The sequence below is a fragment of the Klebsiella oxytoca genome, from assembly GCF_009707385.1.
Taxonomy (GTDB): Bacteria; Pseudomonadota; Gammaproteobacteria; order Enterobacterales; family Enterobacteriaceae; genus Klebsiella; species Klebsiella oxytoca_C.
The window spans coordinates 1107547-1133778 of record NZ_CP046115.1 but is presented as its reverse complement, the minus strand read 5'-3'; the positions used below and the strand labels follow the sequence as shown (position 1 = coordinate 1133778).

General features: G+C 54.1%; 22 protein-coding genes and 1 pseudogene. 14 read left to right on the top strand and 9 right to left on the bottom strand.

What is annotated here, in order from left to right; all coding sequences use genetic code 11:
* Positions 1–18 precede the first annotated feature (18 nt).
* The 3 genes from GJ746_RS05285 to GJ746_RS05275 all read left to right on the top strand — a co-directional run bounded on the left by GJ746_RS05285 (position 19) and on the right by GJ746_RS05275 (position 3245).
* The gene (locus GJ746_RS05285; RefSeq protein ID WP_154679241.1) at positions 19–1893 is read left to right on the top strand and encodes a TRAP transporter large permease subunit; all 1875 of its coding nucleotides are present in this window, start codon (positions 19–21) and stop codon (positions 1891–1893) included.
* A gap of 119 nt (positions 1894–2012) precedes the next feature.
* Complete coding sequence (locus tag GJ746_RS05280; protein ID WP_154682649.1) at positions 2013–2777, top strand: SDR family NAD(P)-dependent oxidoreductase; 765 nt, start codon at positions 2013–2015, stop codon at positions 2775–2777.
* Between the two features lie 48 nt (positions 2778–2825).
* A complete protein-coding gene (locus GJ746_RS05275; protein ID WP_154679240.1) occupies positions 2826–3245 on the top strand; it encodes an RbsD/FucU family protein in 420 nt (139 codons plus the stop codon).
* 43 nt (positions 3246–3288) lie between these two features.
* Here GJ746_RS05275 and GJ746_RS05270 read toward each other — a convergent pair whose 3' ends face one another.
* A complete protein-coding gene (locus tag GJ746_RS05270; RefSeq protein WP_154679239.1) occupies positions 3289–4335 on the bottom strand; it encodes a LacI family DNA-binding transcriptional regulator in 1047 nt (348 codons plus the stop codon).
* A gap of 405 nt (positions 4336–4740) precedes the next feature.
* On the opposite strand from GJ746_RS05270, the gene GJ746_RS05265 reads away from it, so the two are divergent.
* From GJ746_RS05265 to GJ746_RS05250, 4 genes are all read left to right on the top strand, one after another.
* Entirely contained in the window at positions 4741–5967 is a 1227-nt protein-coding gene (locus tag GJ746_RS05265; RefSeq protein WP_154679238.1) for a cytochrome P450, read from the top strand.
* A gap of 333 nt (positions 5968–6300) precedes the next feature.
* Entirely contained in the window at positions 6301–7488 is a 1188-nt protein-coding gene (locus GJ746_RS05260) for an ROK family transcriptional regulator (protein WP_227852754.1), read from the top strand.
* A 35-nt stretch (positions 7489–7523) separates the two neighbouring features.
* The gene (locus tag GJ746_RS05255) at positions 7524–8801 is read left to right on the top strand and encodes a hypothetical protein (RefSeq protein ID WP_154679237.1); all 1278 of its coding nucleotides are present in this window, start codon (positions 7524–7526) and stop codon (positions 8799–8801) included.
* 16 nt (positions 8802–8817) lie between these two features.
* Positions 8818–9981, top strand: coding sequence for an MFS transporter (locus GJ746_RS05250; RefSeq protein ID WP_154679236.1), 1164 nt, complete (start codon positions 8818–8820; stop codon positions 9979–9981).
* Between the two features lie 51 nt (positions 9982–10032).
* On the opposite strand, the gene GJ746_RS25335 is transcribed toward GJ746_RS05250, so the two are convergent.
* From GJ746_RS25335 to GJ746_RS05235, 4 genes and pseudogenes are all read right to left on the bottom strand, one after another.
* Positions 10033–10779 carry an SAM-dependent methyltransferase gene (locus GJ746_RS25335; protein ID WP_227852790.1) on the bottom strand — a complete coding sequence of 249 codons (747 nt, stop codon included), beginning with the start codon at positions 10777–10779 and terminating at the stop codon, positions 10033–10035.
* Positions 10780–11130: 351 nt separating this feature from the next.
* Positions 11131–11565 (bottom strand): annotated as a pseudogene (locus tag GJ746_RS25330) (class I SAM-dependent methyltransferase); the annotation flags it as partial.
* Positions 11566–11678: 113 nt separating this feature from the next.
* Positions 11679–12230, bottom strand: a complete 552-nt coding sequence (locus tag GJ746_RS05240) for a GNAT family N-acetyltransferase (protein ID WP_154679234.1) — start codon at positions 12228–12230, stop codon at positions 11679–11681.
* A gap of 10 nt (positions 12231–12240) precedes the next feature.
* Positions 12241–12498, bottom strand: a complete 258-nt coding sequence (locus tag GJ746_RS05235; RefSeq protein WP_154679233.1) for a YjhX family toxin — start codon at positions 12496–12498, stop codon at positions 12241–12243.
* Between the two features lie 583 nt (positions 12499–13081).
* Between GJ746_RS05235 and uxuA the strand changes: the two genes are divergently transcribed.
* The 5 genes from uxuA to foxA all read left to right on the top strand — a co-directional run bounded on the left by uxuA (position 13082) and on the right by foxA (position 20097).
* Positions 13082–14266, top strand: a complete 1185-nt coding sequence (gene uxuA, locus GJ746_RS05230; RefSeq protein WP_154679232.1) for a mannonate dehydratase — start codon at positions 13082–13084, stop codon at positions 14264–14266.
* A gap of 73 nt (positions 14267–14339) precedes the next feature.
* Positions 14340–15815 carry a fructuronate reductase gene (locus GJ746_RS05225; protein ID WP_154679231.1) on the top strand — a complete coding sequence of 492 codons (1476 nt, stop codon included), beginning with the start codon at positions 14340–14342 and terminating at the stop codon, positions 15813–15815.
* A 136-nt stretch (positions 15816–15951) separates the two neighbouring features.
* Entirely contained in the window at positions 15952–16728 is a 777-nt protein-coding gene (gene uxuR / locus GJ746_RS05220; RefSeq protein ID WP_154679230.1) for a Uxu operon transcriptional regulator, read from the top strand.
* 152 nt (positions 16729–16880) lie between these two features.
* On the top strand, positions 16881–17867 hold the full coding sequence (locus tag GJ746_RS05215) for a helix-turn-helix transcriptional regulator (RefSeq protein ID WP_154679229.1): 987 nt from the start codon (positions 16881–16883) through the stop codon (positions 17865–17867).
* A gap of 121 nt (positions 17868–17988) precedes the next feature.
* On the top strand, positions 17989–20097 hold the full coding sequence (foxA, locus tag GJ746_RS05210) for a ferrioxamine B receptor FoxA (RefSeq protein WP_154679228.1): 2109 nt from the start codon (positions 17989–17991) through the stop codon (positions 20095–20097).
* 41 nt (positions 20098–20138) lie between these two features.
* On the opposite strand, the gene GJ746_RS05205 is transcribed toward foxA, so the two are convergent.
* Positions 20139–20390: a zinc ribbon domain-containing protein gene (locus GJ746_RS05205; RefSeq protein WP_154679227.1), complete on the bottom strand. Its 252-nt coding sequence runs from the start codon at positions 20388–20390 to the stop codon at positions 20139–20141.
* 253 nt (positions 20391–20643) lie between these two features.
* Between GJ746_RS05205 and gabD the strand changes: the two genes are divergently transcribed.
* A complete protein-coding gene (gene gabD, locus GJ746_RS05200; RefSeq protein ID WP_154679226.1) occupies positions 20644–22092 on the top strand; it encodes an NADP-dependent succinate-semialdehyde dehydrogenase in 1449 nt (482 codons plus the stop codon).
* 118 nt (positions 22093–22210) lie between these two features.
* On the opposite strand, the gene crl is transcribed toward gabD, so the two are convergent.
* From crl to gpt, 3 genes are all read right to left on the bottom strand, one after another.
* On the bottom strand, positions 22211–22609 hold the full coding sequence (gene crl, locus GJ746_RS05195; protein WP_154679225.1) for a sigma factor-binding protein Crl: 399 nt from the start codon (positions 22607–22609) through the stop codon (positions 22211–22213).
* A 57-nt stretch (positions 22610–22666) separates the two neighbouring features.
* Positions 22667–23911, bottom strand: coding sequence for an esterase FrsA (frsA, locus tag GJ746_RS05190; protein WP_154679224.1), 1245 nt, complete (start codon positions 23909–23911; stop codon positions 22667–22669).
* A gap of 106 nt (positions 23912–24017) precedes the next feature.
* A complete protein-coding gene (gpt, locus tag GJ746_RS05185) occupies positions 24018–24476 on the bottom strand; it encodes a xanthine phosphoribosyltransferase (protein WP_154679223.1) in 459 nt (152 codons plus the stop codon).
* Positions 24477–24733: 257 nt separating this feature from the next.
* Between gpt and pepD the strand changes: the two genes are divergently transcribed.
* The gene (gene pepD / locus GJ746_RS05180) at positions 24734–26191 is read left to right on the top strand and encodes a cytosol nonspecific dipeptidase (protein WP_154679222.1); all 1458 of its coding nucleotides are present in this window, start codon (positions 24734–24736) and stop codon (positions 26189–26191) included.
* The last annotated feature ends 41 nt before the right edge of the window (positions 26192–26232 follow it).

Sequence of the window (26232 nt, the reverse complement as noted above, 5' to 3'; positions counted from 1 at the left end):
CCATCTAAGGAGTTCATCATGGCTGATATCGCTATGAAAACAAAGGATGAAAATACTTTGTTGTCGCTCTTGGGGCGGCTGAGCAAGTTCTTAACCAGCTTAACCTCATGGGCCGGGGCGCTCGTGTTGTTTATCAACGTGCTGGTGGTATTCGCCTCGGTTATCTGGCGCTATGCGCTGCATTCGCCGATCCACTGGGCGGAAGAGGTGGCGCGTGCGCTGATGATTGCGCTGGTCTTTTTTGGTGTCGCGACCTCAACAGGCAGAGGAGGACATATTGGCGTCGATCTGTTCCTGCGCTTTCTCCCCGATGCCGTTCGACCGTATGTCGTGCATGCCAGTCGCTGGATCCTGTTCCTGGTCTCGGTAGGTCTGGTCGTATCAAGCTACGATCTCGTCCAGGCCGCACGGCTGCAAACTACAGAAACGGGCTTACCGCAAACTATCTATGTGATCCCGGTATTGATCGGCTCCGTGGTGATGATGGTGGCGGCGCTTGAGCATGCTCTGCATGAACGTGCTAAGATCGTTTTGCTCAGCGGCGCGGGGATCCTGGTGCTGGCGGCGCTGGGCTATCTGAAACTCTCGCTAATGGCCGATCCGGCCAGCGCGGCGGCCGGATTAATGCTGATTTGCTTTGTGTTAGGCATTCTGGCCGGCGTGCCAATTGCCTTCACGCTCGGCATGTCGGCCATGGTGTTTTTTATCTGCGACCCTTCCCTGCCGTTTGTGTTCTTTTCTCAACAGGTCGCCGCAGGCGTTGACCACTTTGTTCTGCTGGCTATTCCATTCTTTTTACTTGCCGGCGCGGCGATGGAAATCAACGGCATGTCAACGCGTCTGGTTGAACTTATCGTGCGCGGCATGGGACGATTTCGCGGCGGTCTGAATATGACAACCGTACTGTCGATGGCCTTTTTCTCCGGCATTTCGGGTTCTAAACTCGCGGATGTGGCAGCGGTAGGCGGCGTCTTAATGCCGGCGGTGCGCAGGGCGAAACAGGATGGCGAAGAAGCTGCCGGAGTCTTTGCTGCCTCTGCGGTCATGGCTGAAACCATTCCTCCCTGCGTGAACCTGATTGTCATGGGTTTTGTCGCCAACATTTCTATCGGTGCGCTGTTTATCGCTGGCCTGGTGCCTGCGGCATGCCTGTTAGTGCTGTTAATGGTGGCCGCCAACCGCTTCGGCGGAAAAATCAACGTCAATGAAGCCTATCCGGTATTACGCCCGCGTACTCAGCTTTATCTCGGCGCCGCCGTTGGCCTGGTCATGATCTTTATGATCGGCCGTGGGGTGATGATGGGCATTGCCACTTCGACGGAGATTTCCGCCTTTGCCGTGATTTACGCCATCGTGGTGGGCCGTCTGGCGTTTCGTGAGCTGACCCTGAAAGCGACAATAAAAATGTTCGTTGATATTGCGGCGATGTCCGGAGTCTTGCTGTTCATCGTGGCCTGCGCAACCAGCCTGTCCTATGCCCTGACTATCCAGATGATCCCGCAGCAGATTGCGGAATTGCTGGTCGGAATCGGTGTGGAGCAAGGAGCCTGGCTATTCCTGATGCTCACCATTGTTATTTTGATCATCTTTGGTGCGGTACTGGAAGGCGCGCCGGCGCTGATTATCTTCGCCCCCATTCTGGTACCGATTGCCATTCAGCTTGGTTTTAATCCATTGCACTTTGGCATTGTGATGATCATGGCGATGGGCTTTGGTCTGTTTTCTCCGCCGATTGGCCTGGGGTTATATACCACCTGCGCCATTTGCGGCGTGGAAATGAAACACGTGATCAAACCGATGGCGAAATATCTGGCGGTGGTTTTTGTCGGCATCATTATTGTCGCCATGGCGCCTCCTTTAACAACCTGGCTGCCAGGACTCGCTGGCTATTAATTATTAAGTCCTGCTATTTGCCACATTCAGATGGCAGGGATATCCACGCGCAAAAAACGGTAACACGATGCCTGCTAAAAAGACTGGCGCCGTTTAATGCTGAATAACGGGAGTATATGATGGGGTTATTAACGGGTAAAAAAGTGTTTATTACTGGTGCCGAACAGGGTATCGGGAAAGAAAGCGCGAGAAAACTGATCGAAGCTGGATGTGATATCTATATTCATTATTTCAGCGGCGAAGAGGGGCCACGGGAATTAATGGCCTTAGCCGAACAGCGTGGCTCCCGCGCGGCCTGCGGTTTCGCTGATTTAACCAATGAAGAAGATGCCGCACGCTGCGTGGCGGATGCTGCGAAGTTTTTAGGGGGCATCGATATTCTGATCAATAACGTCGGCGGTATTATTGCCCGTAAATGGCTGGGAGATATTGACCCGCATTTCTGGCGAACGGTTATCGACGTGAATATGACGACGATGATGAATGTTACTCAACAGGCGCTCCCCTGGCTGAAAGCCTCAGCGGAAGGCGCAAGTATTGTTAACCTGGCTTCATTAGCCGGACGTTCTGGCGGACATGCTGGCTCTCTGGTGTACTCCACCACCAAAGGCGCCGTGCTCACCTGGACGCGCTCGCTGGCCGCGGAACTGGGTGAACACGGTATCCGCGTCAATGCCGTTGCGCCGGGGCTGATTCTGGGAACGCGTTTTCATAACCAGCATACTACCCAGGCTTCAGCCGATGAGACAATCCAGGCGATTCCTTTAGGCAGAGCGGGTACCCCGGAAGATGTGGCAAGGGTGATTTGTTTCCTCGCATCCGAATATGATGGTTTTGTTTCCGGCGCGACTATCGATATCAATGGCGGTATTTACCGGGCGTAAAAAACGTGGCGGGTTATTCTACCCGCCAGCTTTTAAAAGGTGTGGAATATGATTAAGTCCGATATTATTCATCCGGATTTATTACAGGCGCTGGCACAGTGTGGGCATAAGGCAAATATTTTACTTACTGATGCTAATTACTCTTTTTTAAGCAATACCTCACCGCAGGCACGTATTATCTGGCTTAATTTATCTCCGGGACTGATTGGCAGCGTGGTTATCCTCGAAAAAATACTCCGCTATATAAACGTGGAAAAGGCAACGTTGATGAATAGCCCTGCCGAGTTCGATAATACTATCGAACGTGAGTACCGGAGTCTGCTGGGAGAGACAGTCGAATTTGAACATGTTGAGCGCAACGCTTTCTATTCACTGGCGAAATCACCGGACACGATCCTGGTCATCGCTTCCGGTGAAACGCGTCGTTTCGCCAATATTCTGCTAACCGTAGCCCCAACGCTGATATGAAATAAAGAGAAGAACAGGCTGTTCTTCTCCTGCCGCGCCGGGATCAGGCGTCCGGACTACGCACCGATTGCCGGGAAACCAGCGATGGCGGGAACAGAAACTCCTCAGGAGGAATCGATGGGTTCTCTGTACGCTCAATCAGCCTGTCAACCATCACCCGTGCCATCTCTTTCAGCGGCGGCATGATTGACGTCAGGCCGGGGAATACCAGCCCGGAAAGAGAGATATTATCGATACCTACAATGGAAATACGTTGTGGCACATTGATTCCCGCCTGGTGCAGGCCGGTCATCAATCCAATGCCCAGCGCATCGTTAATCGCAACAATGCCATCCGGGAGCGTGGAGTGCTGGCTGATTTTTGACGCCAGCGCCCGTCCCAGCTCGGTCATTTCGGTGTCGCCATAGGCCGCTATCGCCTGGCCTTCAACGATCATTTCCTCCCGATAAAGCCCATGCTCCTTCACCGCACTGAGAAACCCTTCTATTTTGTGGGCACGGCTGGGCGTCATTCCTGCCACGGTGGCAAACGCCAGACGACGACAGCCCTGCGCGATTAGGTGTTCGGCAGCCATTCGGCCCGCTTCAATGTTATCCATTGAAACGCTGTCCAGCGAGAAATTATCCGACTGCGCCCGGGCGGGCATACGGCCATCATAGTTCACCATCACCATGCCCTGCTCCGCCGCACGGGCAAAATGCGGCTTTTCGATATCGCAAGCAGCCACGATAATGCCCCGCACGCCATGGGAGAACATATCATCCAGAAAGGCTTCTTCTTCTTCGATTTGCCGGTAGGTGTTGCCAATCAGCACCCGGTAATGACGCTCTTTCGCCGCAAGGTCAACTTCACGCGCCAGCGCGGCAAAGCTGGGATTGACAATTGACGGCACCAGCAGGCCAATCATTTTCGCCTGACCGGTCTTCAGCTGCTGCGCTACGCGATTCGGAAAGTAATTCAGCGTCTGCATACTCTGCTGGATGCGCGTCAGCGTTTCAGCCCGCATTTGATCGGTTCGCCCGTTAAGCACATTGGATACGGTGCTCACGGAAACCCCAGCGTGTTTTGCGACATCACGAATATTCGCCATACATCTCCTTTGCGGCAATTGATGAATGGCGTCAGGTATGGACAATCAGCATCGCCATCTTCATTAAAATAATGAACTACAACGGTTTAGTGTAACGTTACAGGCGACGCTGTCAATGCTGTTGCCGGAGCGCCCGAAAAGTTGTGTAACGCCGGGTAGCCCTGGGCTTGCCAGATATTTCACATCAGGCCGGCGGGATATAAACCCAGAAAATGTGTTCGAACATTCCTGCTTCCTGCCGCCCCCATTAATAAACTTATTCATAGCAAACGCGTATGTGCATTTTCCGTCGATTAAGACCAGGATCGATCGGTCAGTCGCGCTTCGCGCCGCAACAGAAATATTTGAAGTGAAACATATCCCTGCTTTACTCAAAGGATATTCATCCTGTGATGGGGTTCTCATATGGCATATGTCGATAAAGCACTTCGGTTTAATCCTTCTTCACCCACTTTTCAGGAAAATCTTCATAACGTTTATCACCACATGCGAAACCACCAGCCGGTGGCGCGCATCGGTAAGACATGGATACTTACCCGCTATCGCGATGTGTATCAAGCGCTAAGAGAACGCGCCTTCGTGTCTTCAGGGATCCCGGAAGATCTACATGCTGAGCTGGAAAAGCAGAGTCTCTGCCTCTCCCCGGCGCTGCGGAACCTTTTGTACGGCATCGTTCTGTTTGAAGATGGCGGCGTTCATCGGGATCACCGTCAGGCGTTACAGGCCCTGTTTACAGGCGAATCCTGGACGGCCTTAACCGACATCATTTCACGCGAGGCCGGCGAGTTGGTTACCGGGCTGACGGAAAGCCGCGCCTTTGACGGCATTAGTCAGGTCGCGGCACCGCTCTGGGGCAGGCTTTTTACCGCCTGGCTTAACCTGCCCGAAGAGCAGCAGCGGGTGGTTGAGCAGGAGAAAAATGCCATTCGGTTATTACTCGACCCCAGCGCAATTGACCGGCAAGGGCTGGAAAGACTGCTGCAAGCGCTTTCCCATCTGGATAAAAGTTTTAATCAGCTGGCGCACAGAGAGGGCTATGACTCCCTGTTTTATCGCAGCCTGTTGAAAGGCTATGGCGGTGATAAACAGGCTCTTGCAGAGCGATTCAGTACCGATTGCGTCACGATGCTGATTGGCGGCAGCGAAACCAGCGAAGCGCTGACCGGAAATATGCTGCTGATGCTTGCCCGGCATCCTGAGCTTCAGGAACGCGTTGGTAATAACTCTCTACGCATGAAAGAAATCGTTAGCGAAACCATGCGCTTTGAATCGCCTCTGCAGATGAGCCGACGGAGGGTGGTGGCCCCAGTGACGTTTCTTGGTCGCGATCTCAAAGCCGGGGATAATATTCTGCTCTGTCTTGGTTCGGCTAACAGGGATGAAACCGTTTTTGACGATGCAGAATGCTTTATTCCGGGGCGTAAGAATGCGCAAAAACAGCTGGGATTTGGTGCCGGAGCGCACCAGTGTATAGGCCAGTTACTGGCGCAGTTTCAGGCGGAAAACCTGGCCGCGGCGTTGAGTCAAAGAGGTGTTATCGCTATGGAGGGTGATGCGCAGTGGTCTAAAAGAAGCCTGATTCTGAGAACGCTGGATTCGTTGCCTTTACGAATTGATGCGCTAACAAGCTGATTTACATCACTTCATTACGTTAGGCGTGCTTGTAGAGGCAGAGGGGTACCCAGGCTGGGGCTCCTCTGCCAGATACGCTCATCCGTTTCAGGCGGTAGTAATTTGCAGATAAGTCAAAGCCTTGCCTGGCCTTAATCCGCTGCTTTCACATCCTCGTAACCCTCACCCTCTTCCTCCATTTTGTGATCGCATCCATAAAATATATAAAACAAACTATATGATCAAAAATAACGCTTTATACGCCGTTAAAAAAAGCGTTAATGTATTTTAAACCCGTTTTTAAAGCATCTTACCAATTAATTAGTTTAGTTTACAAACTAAAGGAATGGCACTTTGAAGCTGAATGTTCCCAACACCTTAAGACAGATGAACGCCTCCGTGGTCCTCAACGTTATCCGCGAGAACTCGCCTCTTTCTCGCGCCCAGATAGCCAAGGCTACCGGCATAACGAAAGCAACCATTTCAGAAATCGTGAGCGACCTGCTGGAAGAGAAAATTATCTATGAAAGCGGCGTCAGCGAAGAAGGCGGCCTCGGACGAAAAGGCATCCTGGTTAACTTCGATCCCAACCATGGGCTCGGCATCGGGATTGATTTAGGTGGAACCAAAATCACCTTCTCGCTGTTTAATCTCAATGTGGAACTGCTGGCCCAGCATCAGGAGCCGACCTATAACGTCACAACCCGGCAGGAATTTCTCGAACTGTTCAGCGCCAGCATTGAGGCATTTATCGAACAGCAGCAGATCCCTCGCGATAAGCTAAAAGTCATCGGCGTCGCTACGCCGGGTATCGTTGATTACCGCAGCGGAACGGTTCTTGAGGGCTCACCCAACCTCCCGGAGTGGGACAACATTCCGCTAGCCGACGAGCTGAATGCGCGTCTGAATATCAGAGTGGTACTGGAAAATGATATCCGTGCTGCGCTGATTGGCGAAATGTGGAAAGGAAAATGTCGGCACGTCCATAGCGCGGCGCTTATTGGAATTGGCACCGGGCTGGGCTCGGCGCTGCTGATGGATGGAAAGATCATCCGGGGGATCAATAATGCTGCCGGTGAAATCGGTTATATGCTGTTTGAACGCAACCATCTGAATCAGAACTGGAAAAATAAAGGCTGTTTCGAAAATTACTGCTCCGGCTCCGGACTGAAAGAGAGAATGTCCGCGCTGAGCAGCCAGAGTATGAACGCCCATGAAATTCTTATCGCCGCCGCCCAGGGTGAAACGCTACCCACCATGCTGCTGGAAGAGATGGCGGATTACTTAACCATCGGCATTCTCAACATGGTGACGATAGCTAACCTTGAGAAAGTCATTCTTACCGGCGGCGTCTCTCAATCCGCTGAGCTCTTTCTGCCACGAGTACAGGACAATCTCGACAGGCATCTGTTTGCCAATACCAGGGTATCCGTCGAACTTTCCGAATTAAAAGAAAAAGCGCCGCTGTATGGAATGGCGATGCTGGCGCTCCATGCGGTCTATCCATCGATTCAATTTATGCCCGACACGCAGCTTATCTAATACACACCAGCAGCCAGAACAAAAAGGAGCCCCTAATGGCCGGTATCCATATACACCCGCACGATATTCTTGATGAAGGCGTCGACTCGATACTTGAACGCATCGGTAAAATGAACGCCGTCTATAGCCTCTTTGTTGAAGTTAACACCATTTTTGAACGTAATCCCTACCCTACGGGCTGCCTGCCGCACAATCCGAAGCATGAGTTTGTGCAAGGTACCGCCACGCTGCATGTCAAACTCGATATGCCGCCCCTGCGCCTGAATCAGCGCGTCGATCCTACGATTCTTGCAGGTGCCGATCCCCTGCGCGATCTGCAGCAGGCCACCAAAAGCGGCCCGTATAAAGTGATCCCCTGGGTAAATATTCTCAACGGCGATTTTGCCGGGCAGATCGAAAACAATCAGGTGATCGATTTTCGCGGCAACCCGGTTGAACACTGGCTGTGCCCTAACGGCCCGGACGTTATTGAACTCTGGATCGCCACGTTCAGCGCGATCAAGGCCCAGTATGGTTATTCCACGTTCCTGATCGACCGCATCCGTTATCCCGACTGGGCAGGCAAGAGCGTCAGCCCCAGAGGGCTGTTTACCTGCTTCTGTCCGCACTGTCAGCGCGAAATGACCCGGACGGGCATCGACGTCGATGCGGTACGCGCGCGCCTGAAAACGCTGGCGGAGCACATGCACGCCGGCCAGTATGAGGCGACGGTCGATGCATTATTAAATGATCAGCTCCTGCAGCGCTGGATGGCGTTTCGCCAGCATAGCGTCTCCCGCTTCGTGCAGAACCTGCTGGCCGGAATCAGCAGCCAGGATGGTGGTGAGAACGAGCTATGGCTCGATCTCTGGCCACCAGCCTACGCCTGGGTTTTAGGCCAGGACTATCAGGCCCTTACCCGCTCTTCGAAAGCCCTGAAGCACTTTCCTTACCATAAGCTCGGCGGCGGTGCGGACGTGCAGGGGCTCATTGAACATTTCGCCAAAGATGACGCCCAGCGCGAAAATGCTTTCCGCGCCTTTATGCGCCTGTTCAGCCTGCCCTACGACATCAGCTATCAGCGGTTTAAAGCGGAAGGCTTCCCGATCGAATTTGTCAAACAGCAAAACAATCTGGTGCGGGAAAAATCGCAGCCAGGCACCTTTATTTACAGCGGGATCCAGATGTGGAACCTGTCTGCGGAGGCGCTGCTGGAAGCCATTAATGCAGCAGAACAGAGCGACTGCGACGACCTGCTCTATTACTGCTACGGCTGGGCGGAACAGTCGCTTTTCGATGCCGCAGGCAACCATTACCAAAAGCCCATTTGCTAACACGGGGAAATCAACAATGGCTAACCAACAAAAATGGAAAGTATTTTTCCTGCTGTTCGTCACCATGTTCCTTCTTGGCGGCATACAGAACACAAAAGGCCTGATACTCGAGCAGGTCCAGCACGATATCAATCTCAACATGGGGCAGATCGGTACGCTGATCATGTTCTTCCAGATAGGCTTTCTGGTCGCCAGCCTGCTCACCGGCTACTTTACCGATAAGAAAGGGCTGAAGATCATGATGCTGATTGGCTCGCTGATGATGGCCGTCGGTCTGGTCGGTACCAGCCTGGCGTTCAGCGTGCTGCTGTTTTTCGGCTTCTATCTGATTGTCGGTCTGGGAATCGGTTCGATGCTGGTATCGATCATTACCGTCATCCCGACCTTCTACAAAGAAAAGGCCGGCATGATGTTCAACGTGTCTAACGCCATGTTCGGCGTGGGGATGATCGCCACCCCGCTGATTTTACAGCAGCTTTTTTCAAATCACGTCTCCTGGCGCCTGTTCTACGTTGGGATTGCCATTATTGTGGCGATCATCATTCTGGTACTCAGCAGCCTGAAACTGGAAAAAGCCCAGGGTATGGACATGAAGCTCTCTGATTTTGTCCATATCCTTGGGCAAAAACGCCTGATGCTGGTGATTGGCTTTATCCTGTTCTACGTCGCTGCCGAAGCCGCGTTCCTGAACTTTTTCCCCATCTTCTACAGCTCGCTGGATGTTGCTGGCGCTTCGGCGGAAGACAAAATGGTCACGGCGGCCTACGTCATTTCCAGTTTTGCCATGCTGTTCACCGTCGGTCGGTTTATTGGCGGCTTTATCAATCTCAAGCTGGGCGATCGCAAAACCTTGATCCTGTTTTCCCTGTTCTCGCTGATTGCCATTATTGCCAGCCGCTACTTCGCCAGCCAGTTTGTCTGGCTGTTTATGGTATTTGGTTTTGCGATGTCGGTGCTGTTCCCTACAGCCTCCGCTGTGGCGACAAAACTCACCGATAAAAGCGGATCGACGATGGGGCTGATTTACGTCGCTTCTGGAATGGGCGGAGCCTTTGCAGGCTGGCTTATTGGACAGGTATCGCAGATGTACGGCGTCTCGCTGGGCTTCAATTTGATTATCGGTTTTGTGGCAATTTTCTTCGTTCTGACTTTATTTGTTAAAGAGAACCCGGAAAATTAAACCCTGTCGTTTGTCCCGGCATAGCCTGAAGGCTATGCCGGGGAGTTGCTGTTAACGTGCAATCAATGCAAATACGCCCCAGCCGAAGTATTCACGCGTATAGGTAGCATGGCGTTTGGGCGCAATCGTCAGCTCCGCCCGTACCTCTGGCGCAAAGTCATCATCAGGGTTTTCCTCTAACCAGCGGCGCATGGTCAGCCATTTTGCCGCTTCGTAGCGATCCCAGCCCTCCTGGTCCGCCAGCACCATTTCGACGAGGTCGTAGCCAGATGCATCGAAAGAGGCAACCAGTTCGGGGAGAGTCAGAAAATCCGCGAGCGAAGAGACTCCACAGGCTTGCGCCAGCTCTTCCGTTGCCGGTACCCGCCGCCAGTACGGTTCGCCGATCAGCAGCATCCCGCCGGGCTTGAGACTTTTGTTCAGCAGTTCGATAGTCCCGGCGACGCCGCCGCCGATCCAGGTCGCGCCGACGCAGGCGGCGATATCGCACTTTTCATCGGCGATATAGCCGGCAGCATCCTGATGAATAAACGCCACGCGGTCGGCAACGCCGAGCTCTTGTGCACGTTGTTCAGCCTGCTGGCTGAACAGCTCACTCATATCAACGCCGATACCGCTGACGCCGTGGTCGCGCGCCCAGGTACAGAGCATTTCCCCGGAACCGCTGCCGAGATCGAGTATCCTCGTTCCCGGCTTCATGCGTAACACGCGGCCAAGCGTGGCGTATTTTTCCGGCGTAAAGGGATTATGAATACGGTGAGCGCTTTCACTAATAGTAAAAATACGTGGGATATCCAATGCTTGAATTCCTTTTATTGGTTTGGCAGTAAGAGAATTAGGAACATTTTTTTCGGCCAGCAGCGCGTATAGCTTGCCTGCAAAGGTTTCGCTGACCGGCCATTGCGCCTCACCCGGGCGAGTAATTGTGGTTAAACCCGCCGTGCGCAGCAGATCGAGATAAGCTTCATCGTGCCACGCGGTCATTTGGCTGCCGAAGCGCGTCACCTTGCCGCTCTCTTCAATCGCCATAAACAGCGTTGAGCTGGTTTGCGCCGCCGGATCCCAGGCGTGTTCGGTCAGCAGCAGATGCGGAACGCCCAGAAACAGCCCCTGCGGGCAACGCTGCCAGCCGGGCTCGGCCATTCCCTGACGCTTAACTTCATCATAGGTATGAACTTCGATCAGCAGCTTTCCCCAGGGAACCAGCCACTGCGCGCAGCGGTTAATCAGCGAGCGTGCGTCCGTCGCGCTGAACACGTTCAGTTCACCAAAGGTCATCATGATGAAATCGAACTGTCCATCCGGTTCGTAGTGGCGAACATCATGCTGATGATAGGTAATATCAAGTCCGTCCGCCTCTGCCTGCTGGCGGGCCCAGGCGATTGAAGCCGGAGAAAAATCGACGCCCGTACAGTGAAAACCGCGCTTCGCCAACAGGCGAGTGTATAAGCCTGGACCGCAGCCAAGGTCCAGAATGCGGGCGTTATCAGGCAGTTGCCCGGTAATCCACTCGACCTGTTGTTCAATAACGGCCAGCTTGCGGCTGGCCCAGTCGTGTTCCTGCGACAAATGGTTCTCCAGCATACGCTGGCTAAAAGCCGGATCATTCCAGGGAATTTTGCGCTCCCCGGATGACAACGCGATGTGCCTGGAACCGGTAATAATCGTGCCAATAGTCATCATCATTTCCTTATTGATTACTCACGCCAATGCTCGGGCTTCATCAATGCGCGGGCGCACTGTATCTGACCCGTTCTCCCCAGCGGTTGGGCCGAAAGCGGTTGCAGCATCCAGCAGGCTTTATGTTCCTCCGGGATGGGATAAGGCGCCGGATAGCCTTTATCTCCGGCGCAAGGTTCAAAGCCATGCCGCGGATAATAAGTGGCATGCCCCAGAACGAATACCGCCAGGCTCCCCATCGCCTTCAGATGTTCAATACCGTTTTGGATAAGCCATCCGCCAACCCCCATGCCCTGGTATTCCGGGATAACCGCCAGGGGAGCAAGAATGTGCATTAGCGGGGAGTCAGACTCCCCTTTGAACGTCGCCCGGCTAAATAAAATATGCCCAACCGCCTTTCCGTTATGCCTGGCCAGCAGAGATAACATCGGGCAAGCGCTCTCATCGTTGAGCAAATCGGCCACCAGCTCAGCCTCCTTGCTAAAACCGAACGCTCGGGTTTCGACCTCGCAAATATCACCGGCGTCACATTCGGTAGTGATATGAAAAGTGAAGTTGTGGTTTGTCATCAGATGCTCCTTAGCGATTATCCAGCTGGGCGCGGACGTTGTTCAGCCCGGTAGTATTGATACGGTAGGGTTGTCCGTTGACGGACTTGATCAGCTTTTTGGTTTTGAGTTTTTTGAAAACGGCGAGCGTACAGTCGCTGAGCAGAAGCCCTTCGCGGCTGTAGCATTCAACGGAGGTAATGCGGCCTGACGCATCGCGAACGTGCGCGATCCGGCCACCTTTAGCGAGAACGTGTAAGGTACGTTGTTCCTGACGGGATAGATTCATACTGAAGAAACCTGTTAATCATCATGCGTAAAACGAGCCAACACCCGCAGGTGTTCGCGTAAAGTTTAAGCGCAGCGATAACCAGTCCGGCCTGGGAAGGTCGGGAAGCTGATTATCTAATGATTACATTCTCCAGCATCAAAGCCTCGGTGAGAGTTGAAAAGGTATTTACCAGCGAAATGATAACACGTGGTTTTTATATGGAAATAGTTATAATAAAAAAATGTGATCTGCAGCGAGTGCATCCGCTTTCTGGCGGTAATCCATCCTCCTGGTCGATATGTTGCCACCACTGGTTAACCATTTAATACACATTTCTTCCCGCTGAGCCGGACTTTTCTGGTTGTTTAAGCAGATAAAATTCCGCTTTATGACCAGCTACAGGCTTAAAACTCGCCCCATTAGCCAATCCTCATCACATTTTGGTTTACCAATTATACTTTCACGGTTGACATGTTTGACCAATTGGAGGAATTTATACGCCATATCGTCTGGTTTCACTCCGTTACGATGGTTGACCGGAACCGACGCTCCCATCAAAGCAGTGGCCTGAAGCAGGTCAATAACGTGAAAGAGGTTAAGCATGGAACAGACATGGCGCTGGTATGGCCCTAACGATCCGGTCACTTTAGCTGACGTCCGTCAGGCGGGCGCTACCGGAGTGGTTACCGCCCTGCACCATATCCCGAACGGCGAAGTGTGGACGGTTGAAGAGATCCTCAAGCGTAAAGCCATCGTGGAAGAAGCCGGGCTGGTATGGTCAGTGGTCGAAAGCGTACCGATTCACGAAGAGATTAAAACCCATACCGGCAACTACGCGCAGTGGATCGCTAACTATCAGCAAAGCCTGCGCAATCTGGCCCAGTGCGGGATTCGTACCGTGTGCTACAACTTTATGCCGGTACTCGACTGGACCCGTACCGACCTGGAATATGTCCTGCCGGATGGCTCCAAAGCCCTGCGTTTCGACCAGATTGAATTCGCCGCCTTTGAGCTGCACATCCTCAAGCGTCCGGGAGCGGAAGCAGATTACACCGCCGAAGAGATTGCCCAGGCGAACCAACGTTTTGCCTCTATGAGCGAGGAAGATAAAGCGCGCCTGACGCGTAATATCATCGCCGGTCTGCCGGGCGCGGAAGAGGGATATACTCTTGAGCAATTCCGCCAGCATCTGGCTACCTACAAAGATATCGATAAAGCCGCCCTGCGCGAGAATTTCGCCGTCTTCCTGAAAGCGATTATTCCGGTTGCCGAAGAGGCTGGCGTGCGGATGGCGGTGCACCCGGACGATCCGCCGCGCCCTATTCTCGGCCTGCCGCGCATCGTCTCTACCATTGAGGATATGCAGTGGATGGTTGATACGGTGAACAGCACGGCTAACGGCTTCACCATGTGCACCGGCTCTTACGGAGTTCGCGCCGACAACGATCTGGTTGATATGATTAAGAAGTTCGGTCCGCGCATTTACTTTACCCACCTGCGCTCGACTCTGCGGGAAGAGAATCCGAAAACGTTCCACGAAGCGGCGCACCTGTACGGCGACGTGGACATGTACGAAGTCGTGAAAGCGATAGTCGAAGAAGAACATCGTCGTAAAGCTGAAGGCAAAGAGGACCTTATCCCAATGCGTCCTGACCACGGCCACCAGATGCTCGACGATCTGAAAAAGAAAACTAACCCCGGTTATTCCGCCATTGGCCGCCTGAAAGGCCTGGCTGAAGTTCGCGGCGTCGAGCTGGCGATTCAGCGCGCTTTTTTTAGCCGCTAATTCCTGACAGGCGGGACCGTGCGTCCCGCCTTTCCCCTTTGGTCGCCTTTTGCGACCCACTCTGGAGTTTGCTATGACTGCAACCATTGCCGACAGCAACCTGCCGGTTACACGCCCCGCGTGGGATCGTTCTCGTCTGGAATCCCGTATCGTGCATCTGGGCTGCGGTGCGTTTCACCGCGCGCATCAGGCGCTTTATACTCATCATCTGCTGGAAACCAGCGACAGCGACTGGGGCATCTGCGAAGTCAACCTGATGCCGGGTAACGACCGCATCCTGATAGAAAATCTGAAAAATCAGCAGTTGCTCTATACGGTAGCGGAAAAAGGCGCAGACAGCACCGCGCTGAAAATTATCGCTGCAATGAAAGAGGCGCTGCATCCGGAAATCGACGGCTGTGACGCTATTCTGCGCGCCATGACGCGTCCGCAAACGGCGATTGTCTCCCTGACGGTGACGGAAAAAGGCTACTGCACCGATGCGGCCAGCGGACAGCTCGATCTCAATAACGCACTGATTCAGCACGATCTCGCTAATCCGGCGACGCCGAAATCCGCCATCGGCTACATTGTCGAAGCGCTGCGCCTGCGCCGCGAACAGGGGCTGCCGGCCTTTACGGTGATGTCCTGCGATAACGTCCGCGAGAATGGTCACGTGGCGAAAGTGGCGGTGCTTGGCCTCGCACAAGCGCGCGACCCGCAGCTGGCGACGTGGATTGAAGCCCATGCCACCTTCCCCTGCACCATGGTTGACCGCATCGTACCCGCGGCAACGCCTGAAACGCTGCAGGAGATTGCCGACCAGCTGGGCGTCTACGATCCATGCGCTATCGCCTGCGAACCGTTTCGTCAGTGGGTGATTGAAGATAGTTTTGTTAATGGTCGACCGGAGTGGGACAAAGTCGGCGCGCAGTTCGTTGAAGACGTGGTGCCGTTTGAAATGATGAAGCTGCGCATGCTCAACGGCAGCCACTCTTTCCTCGCCTATCTTGGCTACCTTGGCGGCTATGAAACCATCGCCGACACCATGACCAACCCGGCGTACCGCAAAGCCGCTTTCGCCCTGATGATGCAGGAACAGGCGCCTACGCTCTCCATGCCGGAAGGTACCGACTTACAGGCATACGCCACGCTGCTGATAGCCCGTTTCAGCAACCCCTCTCTGCGCCACCGCACCTGGCAAATCGCCATGGACGGCAGCCAGAAGCTGCCGCAGCGCCTGCTGGATCCAATCCGTCTGCATCTACAAAACGGCAGCAGCTGGCGTCATCTGGCGCTCGGAGTCGCAGGCTGGATGCGCTACACCCAGGGGATCGACGAACAGGGGCAGCCCATTGATGTCGTCGACCCGCTGCTGGCGGAGATCCAACAGATCAACCAGCGTTATCAGGGCGCGGAGCGCGTCGCCGCCCTACTGGCCTTAAGCGGAATTTTTGCCCACGATCTACCGGACAATAGCGATTTCGTGGCGGCAGTGACGCAGGCGTACCAACAGCTGTGCGAACGCGGCGCCCGCGAATGCGTCGCGGCGGTCAGCGCCATCCTGTAATCACCTCCCCTGACACGGGTCAACTGAATGGTAATTTGGTTGACCCGTTTTCTCTGTTTCAGCGGAGAGAGATGCTAACCCTCCGGCCAAATGCTATAGTCAGCCACCGGGCTATCGCATCTCACAACATAACATCATGAAATCACAAATATCTCAGCACAGACCCTATCAGGAAGTTGGCGCGTTGATTCGCGATCTCATCGTCCAGACGCCCTATAACCCCGGCGATCGTTTGCCACCGGAGCGCGAGATCGCCGAGATGCTGGACGTGACCCGCACCGTGGTCCGTGAAGCGCTGATCATGCTGGAGATCAAAGGGCTGGTCGAAGTGCGCCGCGGCGCCGGGATCTACGTGCTTGATAGCGCCGCTGGAGAAAGCGCGGCGGAGAACACGGATATCAATCATTGCAATGACGCCGGTCCGTTTGAACTGCTACAGGCCCGCCAGCTGCTGGAAAGCAATATTGCCGAATTTGCCGCTCTGCAGGCAACCCGGGAAGATATCATCAAAATGCGCCAGGCTTTACAGCTGGAAGAGCGAGAGCTGGCCAGTAGCGCGCCGGGTGGCACCGAAAGCGGCGATATGCAGTTTCATCTGGCTATCGCCGAAGCGACGCATAACAGTATGCTGGTGGAGCTGTTCCGTCAGTCATGGCAGTGGCGGGAAAACAATCCTATGTGGATCCAGCTACATCGTCATCTTAGTGATACCCACTACCGCCAGGAGTGGCTGGTGGATCATAAACGGATCCTCGCCGCCTTAATTAAAAAAGACGCCCGGGCGGCAAAGCTCGCCATGTGGCAGCATCTGGAGAACGTCAAACGTCGGCTCCTTGAGTTCTCCAACGTTGATGATATTTACTTCGACGGCTACCTGTTTGACTCCTGGCCGCTGGACAACGCCGACGCCTGATCCCTGATACAGCCGCGTGGACACCTCCTGTCCGCGCCACCTCCTGCAACATCGCCAACATTGATAATGATTCTCATTCTATTGTCGCCCAGCCCGCACAATGGTAAGGTTACCCCATCCGATGACGCTCCATTTCCAGCGCTGACAACCGCATGAACAATTCAACTACGCAGAACGAGCCCGCCCGCCACGCCCTGAGAAAAATCTTCTCCGTCAGCGAGTTTCTGGCGTTTGGTGAACGGTATGGTATCGACTACCGCTTTCCGCAACTGCTGCAAAAGCCATCGCACGCCAGCCCGGTACTGCGAGGAGAAGTGGAAGAGATGACGTTGCCCTGCGGAATGTGCGTGACCCATTCCGATGTTCAGGTATTACAGCCCTACGAGACAACCTCGCGGCATAGTAGCCCTCTCTATATGCTGGTAGTGCTGGAAGGCTGCGTTGCTCTGACCCTCAACGGAGAGCAGCACCTCGTGCGCTCCGGGATGGCTTTTACCTCGCGTCTTAGCGAACATCAGGTCATGTGCGCTCGCCACGATGCCGACTGCCGGCTTCGCACGCTCTCCCTCGGACTCTACCCGGACGGCGCGCGGCGCGACGGACTACTTGATTCATTAATGCGCGAATGGGAAAGGTGCCAGACGCCAACGCTTATCTGGCAGATTCCGGGTTTTCTGCTGAGCGGTCTCCAGTACGCGCAGCAGAGCGCGCTTAGTCGCGTTTCTCGTCAGCTAATGCTCGAGGGACTTATTCTGCAGCTGTTCGGCCACAGGCTGAGCGTGTGCCAGAACGAAAGCGCGCAACACTTCGCGCCAGCGGACGGCGTACAGCAGCGGCTGGAGAGGGTTCGCCGCCTGCTGGAGCAGGCTCCGGAAAAGGACTACACCCTTAACGAGCTGGCCCAGCGGGCGGCAATGAGCTCGAGCAGCTTGCGCAGTAAATTTCGTCAGGCTTACGGTTGTTCAGTTTTTGACTATCTGCGCGATTGTCGGCTGGAGCGGGCGAGAAGCTATCTGCTTGAAGGATATAGCGTACAGCAAGCGGCATGGATGTCGGGCTATCAGCACGCCACCAACTTCTCTACCGCCTTTCGTCGGCGCTACGGCATCTCACCCTGCGATGTGCAAAAGCCGGGCTAATCCATTTTTTATATTTTCGCGAAGAATACTTAGCGGCTTTGGCAGCGCGCATACGCATCCTGGCATTGCGCATAGCTATAGAAAGCGCCAAAAAGGTAATAATTCTTATTAACAATTAGAAATGCCTTTGGAGATGTTCATGTTTGCGAAAACTCGCCTGGCGCTGCTGGCAGGATGGGTGACCGGCGGCGTCGCTTTCCCGCTGCTGGCCCAGGAAACAACAAAAAACGAAACTATCGTAGTCACTTCGCAGATGCAGAGCGGCGCGACCAAAATTGCCACGCCGGATATTGAGACTCCGCAGTCGGTATCCATTATCACCCGCGAGCAGTTTGAAGAACAGGGTGCGATCAGCGTACGCCAGGCCGTGAGCTATACGCCGGGCGTTTATAGCAATCAGATTGGCGCTTCTAACCGCTTTGATTACATCGTCCTGCGCGGATTCTCGGACGGCAGCCTGGATAACGTCTATCTCGACGGTCTGAAAATGATGGGCGACACCAACTCGCACAGTTCGCTGGTGGTCGATCCGTGGTTCCTGGAGAATATCGAAGTGGTGCGCGGTCCGGCCTCGGTACTGTATGGCCGTTCTTCGCCCGGCGGCATCGTCGCTCTCACCTCGCGTAAACCCTCATTCGATCCCGGCGGAGAGATCAAGCTGTTTGCTGGTAATAACAACCAGCGCGGAGCAGCGTTTGACGTCACCGGCGCGCTGGACGATAACGACCGGGTGGCGGCGCGGTTAAGCGGCATGACCCGCTATGCGGACTCCCAGTTTGATACCTTAAAAGAGCAGCGCTACGCGATTATGCCCAGCCTGACCTGGCGCATCACCGACCAGACGCGCCTTGATTTAATGGCCTATCTGCATCGCGACCCGGAGGGCGGCAGCCACTCAGGCCTCCCCTATGAAGGTACCGTGGTTCCCCACTATGGTAAGAAAATAGCTAACACCTTCTTTGAGGGTGAAGATGATTACGACAAATATGACCGTCGCGAAAATATGGTCGGCTACAATTTCGAACACATGTTTGATAGCGGCTGGTCGGTGCGGCAGAAGCTGCGTTACCTGCATACCAAAGTTGAGCTGAACCAGGTCTATGCCGCGGGCTGGCTCAATGAAACCGAGCTAAACCGCGGTTACTCCGGCTCGGACGAAAAGATGAACGCCATCACGCTTGATAATCAGCTCGACGGTAGCGTCGATACCTGGGCCGTGAACCATCGTCTGCTGATAGGGATCGACTATCAGGACCGCAGCAACAACACCACCGGCTACTACGGCGCATTCCCGGCCATCGACGCTTTTAACCCGGTCTATGGCGCGAAGCCGGATTACATCACTATGTACAGCCGCGAAAAACACAAGCTGCGCCAGACCGGCTACTATCTGCAGGACCAGATGTCCTGGGACCGCTGGCGCTTCACTCTGGGCGGACGCTACGACCAGGTCAGCGTGTCAAATATCGATAAGCTCAACGGTTCGCGCAGCGATCTGGATAAAAACAACTTCAGCAGCCGCGCCGCGCTGCTGTATCTGTTCGATAACGGTTTAGCTCCGTATATCAGCTACTCTACCGCTTTTACGCCCACCAGCTTCGCCGATGAAAACGGCAACCTGCTCGATCCGATGAAAGGCAAGCAGTGGGAAGCCGGGCTGAAGTATGAGCCGGAAGGAATGAACAGCCAGTTCAGCGCCTCGGTATTCCGCATCAACCAGACCAATATCGCCACCAAAGAAGAGCCGACCGATCCGTACCGCTCGATTGGTGAAATTGAGTCAAAAGGGGTGGAACTGGAAGCGATCGGTCAGCTAACGGACAGCTTCCGCCTGCAGGCAGCCTATACGTACACCGACATTCGCTATAAGAAAAGCAGCCCGGAAGAGCAAGGCAAACGTGCCGTTTACGCGCCGCGCAACCAGGCCAGCGCCTGGCTGAGCTATGATGTGAAAAGCGGTCCGCTGGATGGCCTGATGCTCGGCTCCGGGGTGCGCTATGTCAACGGCATTACCAGCGATCGTCTGAATACGCATACCCTCCCATCCTATACGCTGGTGGATATGGCGATTGGCTATGACCTGTCGAAGGTAGGAATTAAAGGCCTCAGCACGCAGCTTAACGTCAATAACCTGACCGATAAGAACTATATTGCCGCCTGTAACTCGCTCTCCTACTGCTACTTTGGCGCAGAGCGCAGCATCGTCGGCAGCGTTTCCTGGAAGTTCTGATCGCATTAAAAATGCCCGGAGTTTTTGCTCCGGGCTGCAGGTTAATCTTCCGCTTTATGGGCCCACGCGGGCATTGCCGTCAAATAGCGCATCGCTCGTTTGCGCGACTCCGCGGGCCCGACCTTCTGCCAGGAATCGAGAAACTCAGCCAGGCCGGAAACGGCGTCTTCCCAGGACTTAAGCTTCCCCTCGCTATCGCAACACCAGGCGCAGTAATCGTCGCTTGCGCCTTTCGCATCTTCAGCAGACATCGGCATCCCGCAGGCCTGACAATAGCGTTCTTGCTGTGACATGGAGCACTCCTTTCTTGCGAATTGAGCAGAAAAAATACAGCATCTTTTGCCCAATAACGTCCCGTCAGTTCAAATATCCGTAAATAAATGAGGGTTAATGTTGTAACGCGCTCCTCCGCGCCCGGCTTCCTGAAGGCGTTCGTCTACACTTAACAGGGACGGGTGTTGAAAGTCACTCCGTCTACCGGAAGCAGTAATAAAGAACAGACTCAGCTCATTCAAGGCTTAAAACGGACCGAGACAGGACGCAAACATGCAACTTAACGACCCTACCCTTTTTCGCCAGCAGGCATTCATTGACGGACGCTGGCGCGACGCCAAAACCAAAGAAACCATTGCAGTAAGCAACCCCGCCAACGGCCAACAGCTGGGCAGCGTGCCCAAAATGGGTGCTGAAGAAACCCGCGAGGCTATTGATGCCGCCGCCCGCGCCCTGCCCGCCTGGCGCGCACTTACCGCCAAAGAGCGGGCCAATATCCTGCGCCGCTGGTTTGATTTGATGATGGAGCATCAGGACGATTTAGCACGACTGATGACTCTGGAACAAGGCAAGCCGCTGGCGGAAGCAAAAGGCGAAATCAGCTACGCGGCCTCCTTTATTGAGTGGTTTGCCGAAGAGGGCAAACGCATCTATGGCGACACCATTCCCGGCCATCAGGCCGATAAGCGGCTGCTGGTGATTAAACAACCGATTGGTGTGACCGCCGCTATTACCCCGTGGAATTTCCCCTCAGCGATGATCACCCGCAAGGCGGGCCCGGCGCTGGCCGCAGGCTGTACAATGGTGCTCAAACCCGCCAGCCAGACGCCGTTCTCCGCGCTGGCGCTGGCGGAGCTCGCCAACCGCGCCGGGATCCCGGAGGGGGTGTTTAACGTAGTCACCGGTTCAGCCAGCGAGGTCGGCAACGAACTCACCGGTAACCCACTGGTGCGCAAACTCTCCTTTACCGGTTCGACGGAAATAGGTCGCCAGCTGATGGAGCAGTGCGCGAAAGATATCAAGAAGGTCTCGCTGGAGCTGGGCGGCAACGCGCCGTTTATTGTTTTTGACGACGCCGATCTTGATAAAGCCGTCGAAGGCGCATTGGCTTCCAAGTTTCGCAACGCCGGGCAAACCTGCGTCTGCGCCAATCGTCTGTACGTCCAGGAAGGGGTCTACGATCGCTTCGCGGAAAAACTGCAGCAGGCAGTCAGCAAGCTGCAGATCGGCGATGGCCTGCAGCCGAACGTCACCATTGGGCCGCTGATTGACGACAAAGCTATCGCTAAAGTAGAGGAACATATCGCCGATGCGCTGGACAAAGGCGCACGGGTGGTATCTGGCGGGAAAGCCCATGAGCTGGGCGGTAATTTCTTTCAGCCAACGATTCTGGTGGACGTTCCCAGCGATGCAAAAGTGGCGAGAGAAGAAACCTTTGGCCCCCTCGCCCCGCTATTCCGCTTTAAAGATGAGGCTGATGTCATTGCTCAGGCCAACGATACCGAATTTGGCCTGGCGGCTTATTTCTACGCCCGCGATTTAGGCCGCGTCTTTCGCGTTGGCGAAGCGCTGGAATACGGAATTATCGGCATTAACACCGGCCTTATCTCCACTGAGGTTGCCCCCTTCGGCGGCGTGAAATCTTCCGGGCTTGGCCGTGAAGGCTCGAAGTACGGGATAGAAGATTATTTAGAAATCAAATACATGTGTATTGGAGTTTAGCCGCTTATATTCACAACAAGGGAATTGAGCCTTAAGTATGTTGTAACTATATACTTTATAAAAAAATCCACGCTGCCATGGCGTGGATTGTTCTGCTGCCGATGAGCTGCAGGGCAGATTAAGCCCTCAGCTTAACCGGTTCGCTAAAATCATCGGCTGGCTCCAGCTTAAGGCTGAAGGTTGCCAATAATGCTTCTGCGCGTTCGTGAAAATCACGTAGCGTCTTTTCGAGCTTTTCAGTGACTTCGGGATCGTCAATAGCGACCGGACGCCAGACCCCTTCTTTGTCGAATAATCCGAACTGATAGCTATAGGTAAAGCGCGAAGCCTGCGCTTCCATCTCCATCCACCATCCCCAGAACTCGCGTTTTTCTGGCGCGGGTTTTACGTTGACGCAAACTGCCAGGCAATCGAAAAAGAAGCGGTTGTCTTCACATTGCTCCTCACGGATATAAGGGCCAAGAGCCGTGAATTTCTTAATCAGCTTACTCTTCAGGTGTCCACTCGGTAACGTCATTGCGATCTCCTTTAGTGATGCTATGACGTTACCAAATCAATAGAATTTAGCAATATATTAACTAAATCTCTGACTAATCCAGCGGGCGATCTGCCGAAGAGCATGATCGAAGTTACGATAGACCGGGTTGAATGGAATCTCCAGCAGCTTGCCGTTAGAGGAAGACGAAGTAATCAAACGCGACTCTTCTTCCGAACTAAACGGATCGTCTTTCCAGTAGCCGGAAAGCATCGGCGTGGGGCAGCGACGTCCCAGCAGCCCCTGTACCTTCAGGGAATAACGATTAAGCTCAACGCGCAGCGCTTCATCGGAGGCATCATGCATGCCCAGACGCGAAGCCAGAACGTCGAGATACATTTCCGGCACCCGCCCCTGATGCAGAGGATCCACTAGCAGGCCGTGTACCACTGGTCCCAGACAAGCGACTGCTTTCAGGCGCTGGGATTCAAGATAGCCCAGGCGCACGGCAATGTTGGCCCCGAAACGGAAACCAAATGCGGCAACGCGGGTATGATCGACCCAGGGAACATTCGCCAGATGCTGCAGCACATACTGGTGCAGCATACTGGTATCCTGAGTCAGCTTACATTTTGATGAGAAACCAATGGAAGGCATATCCACAGTCAGCATGGCGATACCCAGTGGCGCAAAATAGTTCTCATACAGGATGTAATAATCGGTCTGTAACGCATCCAGCCCGCCGCACATCAGCACCGTCGGGAACGGACCATCGCCCGGCGGCATATGTAAGAAACCGGTGATCGGCGCTGCACCGGGGATGGAGAACTCCAGTTCGCGCAGTTTGCCTGGCAAGCGCTGAGCCGCTTCTTCGTAAGCACGGTATGCCAGCACCTGCGCCTGTTCCGCCAGCTCATCGCCCTTTATATGCGGATAAGCAGCAATGCTATATAGATTTGCAGCATGGAGCCAGTGACGACCGCTAACGAGGAGATCTTCTTCCTGACCGGCCTGCTGCTGCCAGCTCATCGCCTGTTTAGACCACTCAAAAATCCAGTTACCACCGCGATAGCCAACGACCGTATCGTAAAGCTCCGGGTCGGTGCGCTCCGCGTCGCTCATGACGATACGCGCCTGGACGTCGAGGATTTCCTGCGGCGTCACGCCACGCCAGATCCACATCAGGCGGTTAATCAATCGATACCAGTGATCAACGTGATTGCCGCTAAGCGCGGACTGGATCGGTTGTTGCGCTCCGGTATTAAACCGACGCACCAGCGTAGAGGTTTCCGGATGTTTGAATCGGGGTTTAAACAGCGTTTCGCTAAGGTTAGCCTGGGACATGTGCAGCCTCCATCATGTTGCCACTGAAACTATTGTAACCTGCACAAGGGTAAAAAAAACCACGCCCGGCAAAACCGGGCGTGGTAATTAGCATTTATGCTGAAAATTAACGACCTGCGATAGGCGGAACGAATACCACGCCCATATCCCAGGGTTGTTCAATCCAGGTATCCTGCGGAATATCAACGATATAATCGTCTACCAGCGGGCGACCAGCCGGTTTAGCGAAAATAGTGACAAAATGCGCTTTAGGATACATTTCACGGATAGCGACGGCGGTACCGCCGGTATCAACCAGGTCATCAATAACAATAAAGCCTTCGCCATCGCCTTCAGCGCGTTTAAGAACCGTTAACTCACGCTGGTTATCATGGTCATAGCTTGAGATGCAAACGGTGTCTACATGACGAATACCCAGTTCACGCGCCAGTAGGGCTCCCGGTACCAGACCGCCACGGCTGACGGCAATAATGCCTTTCCACTGCTCAACCGGCAGCAAACGGGTTGCCAGTTTGCGGGCGTGAATCTGCAACATGTCCCAGGTGACGACGTATTTTTCGCTCATGTGAAGTGTCCCAGCCTGTGTAATACGGCTTAAATAATGTTCGAGGGGGAAAATGGTTGCGCGAGATTATAGAGATCTGACGGGCTAAAAACCAGCGTTAAGCGGCCACGACGACTCTTTTTACGTGGTTTACACTACCAGAGTACACGGAAAGTGGTATTCTCAACCCCATCGCGCAAGCCCTGCTTGTAGTGTATTTGATTGCTAACCCCTCGATCTGCAAACGACTTTTGCAGGTGATTGTAAGGAGACTCATCGTGTCTGAACTGTCTCAATTATCCCCGCAGCCGCTGTGGGATATTTTTGCCAAAATCTGCTCTATCCCTCACCCCTCATACCACGAAGAACAGCTCGCTGAGCACATTATGGGCTGGGCAAAAGAAAAAGGCTTACACGCGGAACGCGACCAGGTTGGCAACATTCTGATTCGTAAAGGCGCCACTGCCGGTATGGAAAACCGCAAACCGGTGGTGCTGCAGGCGCACCTTGATATGGTGCCACAGAAAAACAACGATACCGTTCACGACTTTACTAAAGATCCGATTCAGCCGTACATCGACGGCGAGTGGGTCAAAGCGCGCGGCACTACGCTTGGCGCCGATAACGGTATCGGCATGGCTTCCGCGCTGGCGGTGCTGGCTGACGATAACGTGGTTCACGGCCCGCTTGAAGTGCTGCTGACCATGACGGAAGAAGCCGGTATGGACGGCGCGTTTGGCCTGCAGGCCAACTGGCTGCAGGCGGATATCCTGATCAACACCGACTCTGAAGAAGAAGGTGAAATTTACATGGGCTGCGCGGGTGGAATCGACTTCACCTCTGACCTGGCGCTAACTCGTGAAGCCGTTCCGGCCGGTTTCCAGAGCTTTAAGCTGACTCTGAAAGGGTTAAAAGGCGGTCACTCCGGCGGAGAAATTCACGTCGGTTTAGGCAATGCCAACAAACTGCTGGCGCGCTTCCTGGCAGGCCATGCTGAAGAGCTGGATCTACGTCTGGTCGATTTTAACGGCGGCACCCTGCGTAACGCCATCCCGCGTGAAGCGTTCGCTACCGTAGCCGTTGCCGCAGATAAAGCGGATTTGCTGAAAGCGCTGACCAATAAGTATCAGGAGATCCTGAAGAACGAACTGGCGGCCAGGGAGAAAAACCTGGCCGTTCTGCTGGAATCTGTTGAAAACGACCAGCCAGCGCTGACGGTACAGTCCCGCGATACCTTTGTACGCCTGCTTAATGCCACGCCGAACGGCGTCATTCGTAACTCTGATGTGGCAAAAGGCGTGGTGGAGACCTCTCTGAACGTTGGCGTAGTGACCATGACCAGCGATAACGTGCAGATTCACTGCCTGATTCGTTCTCTGATCGACAGTGGAAAAGATTATGTCGTGAGCATGCTGGATTCCTTAGGCAAACTGGCGGGTGCGAAAACCGAAGCTAAAGGCGCGTATCCGGGCTGGCAGCCGGACGCCAATTCGCCGGTAATGCATCTGGTGCGTGAAACCTATCAGCGTCTGTTCAACAAGACGCCAAATATCCAGATTATCCACGCGGGCCTGGAATGCGGTCTGTTCAAAAAACCGTATCCGGAAATGGACATGGTTTCTATCGGGCCAACCATCACCGGTCCTCACTCTCCGGATGAGCAGGTTCACATTGAAAGCGTTGGCCAGTACTGGACGCTGCTGACCGAACTGCTGAAAGCTATTCCGGCTAAATAAATCGCCACAGGCCCATTCCCGACGGAATGGGCCTTTTTCTT

Excerpts from the sequence above, each read along its gene's own strand:
- uxuA (WP_154679232.1), top strand. The coding sequence starts at position 13,082 with ATGGAACAGACATGGCGCTGGTATGGCCCTAACGATCCGGTCACTTTA.
- GJ746_RS05275 (WP_154679240.1), top strand. The coding sequence starts at position 2,826 with ATGATTAAGTCCGATATTATTCATCCGGATTTATTACAGGCGCTGGCA.
- GJ746_RS05280 (WP_154682649.1), top strand. The coding sequence starts at position 2,013 with ATGGGGTTATTAACGGGTAAAAAAGTGTTTATTACTGGTGCCGAACAG.
- GJ746_RS05250 (WP_154679236.1), top strand. The coding sequence starts at position 8,818 with ATGGCTAACCAACAAAAATGGAAAGTATTTTTCCTGCTGTTCGTCACC.
- GJ746_RS05285 (WP_154679241.1), top strand. The coding sequence starts at position 19 with ATGGCTGATATCGCTATGAAAACAAAGGATGAAAATACTTTGTTGTCG.
- GJ746_RS05255 (WP_154679237.1), top strand. The coding sequence starts at position 7,524 with ATGGCCGGTATCCATATACACCCGCACGATATTCTTGATGAAGGCGTC.
- GJ746_RS05205 (WP_154679227.1), bottom strand. The coding sequence starts at position 20,390 with ATGTCACAGCAAGAACGCTATTGTCAGGCCTGCGGGATGCCGATGTCT.
- GJ746_RS05215 (WP_154679229.1), top strand. The coding sequence starts at position 16,881 with ATGAACAATTCAACTACGCAGAACGAGCCCGCCCGCCACGCCCTGAGA.
- gpt (WP_154679223.1), bottom strand. The coding sequence starts at position 24,476 with ATGAGCGAAAAATACGTCGTCACCTGGGACATGTTGCAGATTCACGCC.
- gabD (WP_154679226.1), top strand. The coding sequence starts at position 20,644 with ATGCAACTTAACGACCCTACCCTTTTTCGCCAGCAGGCATTCATTGAC.
- frsA (WP_154679224.1), bottom strand. The coding sequence starts at position 23,911 with ATGTCCCAGGCTAACCTTAGCGAAACGCTGTTTAAACCCCGATTCAAA.
- GJ746_RS05265 (WP_154679238.1), top strand. The coding sequence starts at position 4,741 with ATGGCATATGTCGATAAAGCACTTCGGTTTAATCCTTCTTCACCCACT.
- GJ746_RS05270 (WP_154679239.1), bottom strand. The coding sequence starts at position 4,335 with ATGGCGAATATTCGTGATGTCGCAAAACACGCTGGGGTTTCCGTGAGC.
- GJ746_RS05240 (WP_154679234.1), bottom strand. The coding sequence starts at position 12,230 with ATGACAAACCACAACTTCACTTTTCATATCACTACCGAATGTGACGCC.
- uxuR (WP_154679230.1), top strand. The coding sequence starts at position 15,952 with ATGAAATCACAAATATCTCAGCACAGACCCTATCAGGAAGTTGGCGCG.
- foxA (WP_154679228.1), top strand. The coding sequence starts at position 17,989 with ATGCCTTTGGAGATGTTCATGTTTGCGAAAACTCGCCTGGCGCTGCTG.
- GJ746_RS05225 (WP_154679231.1), top strand. The coding sequence starts at position 14,340 with ATGACTGCAACCATTGCCGACAGCAACCTGCCGGTTACACGCCCCGCG.
- GJ746_RS05235 (WP_154679233.1), bottom strand. The coding sequence starts at position 12,498 with ATGAATCTATCCCGTCAGGAACAACGTACCTTACACGTTCTCGCTAAA.
- crl (WP_154679225.1), bottom strand. The coding sequence starts at position 22,609 with ATGACGTTACCGAGTGGACACCTGAAGAGTAAGCTGATTAAGAAATTC.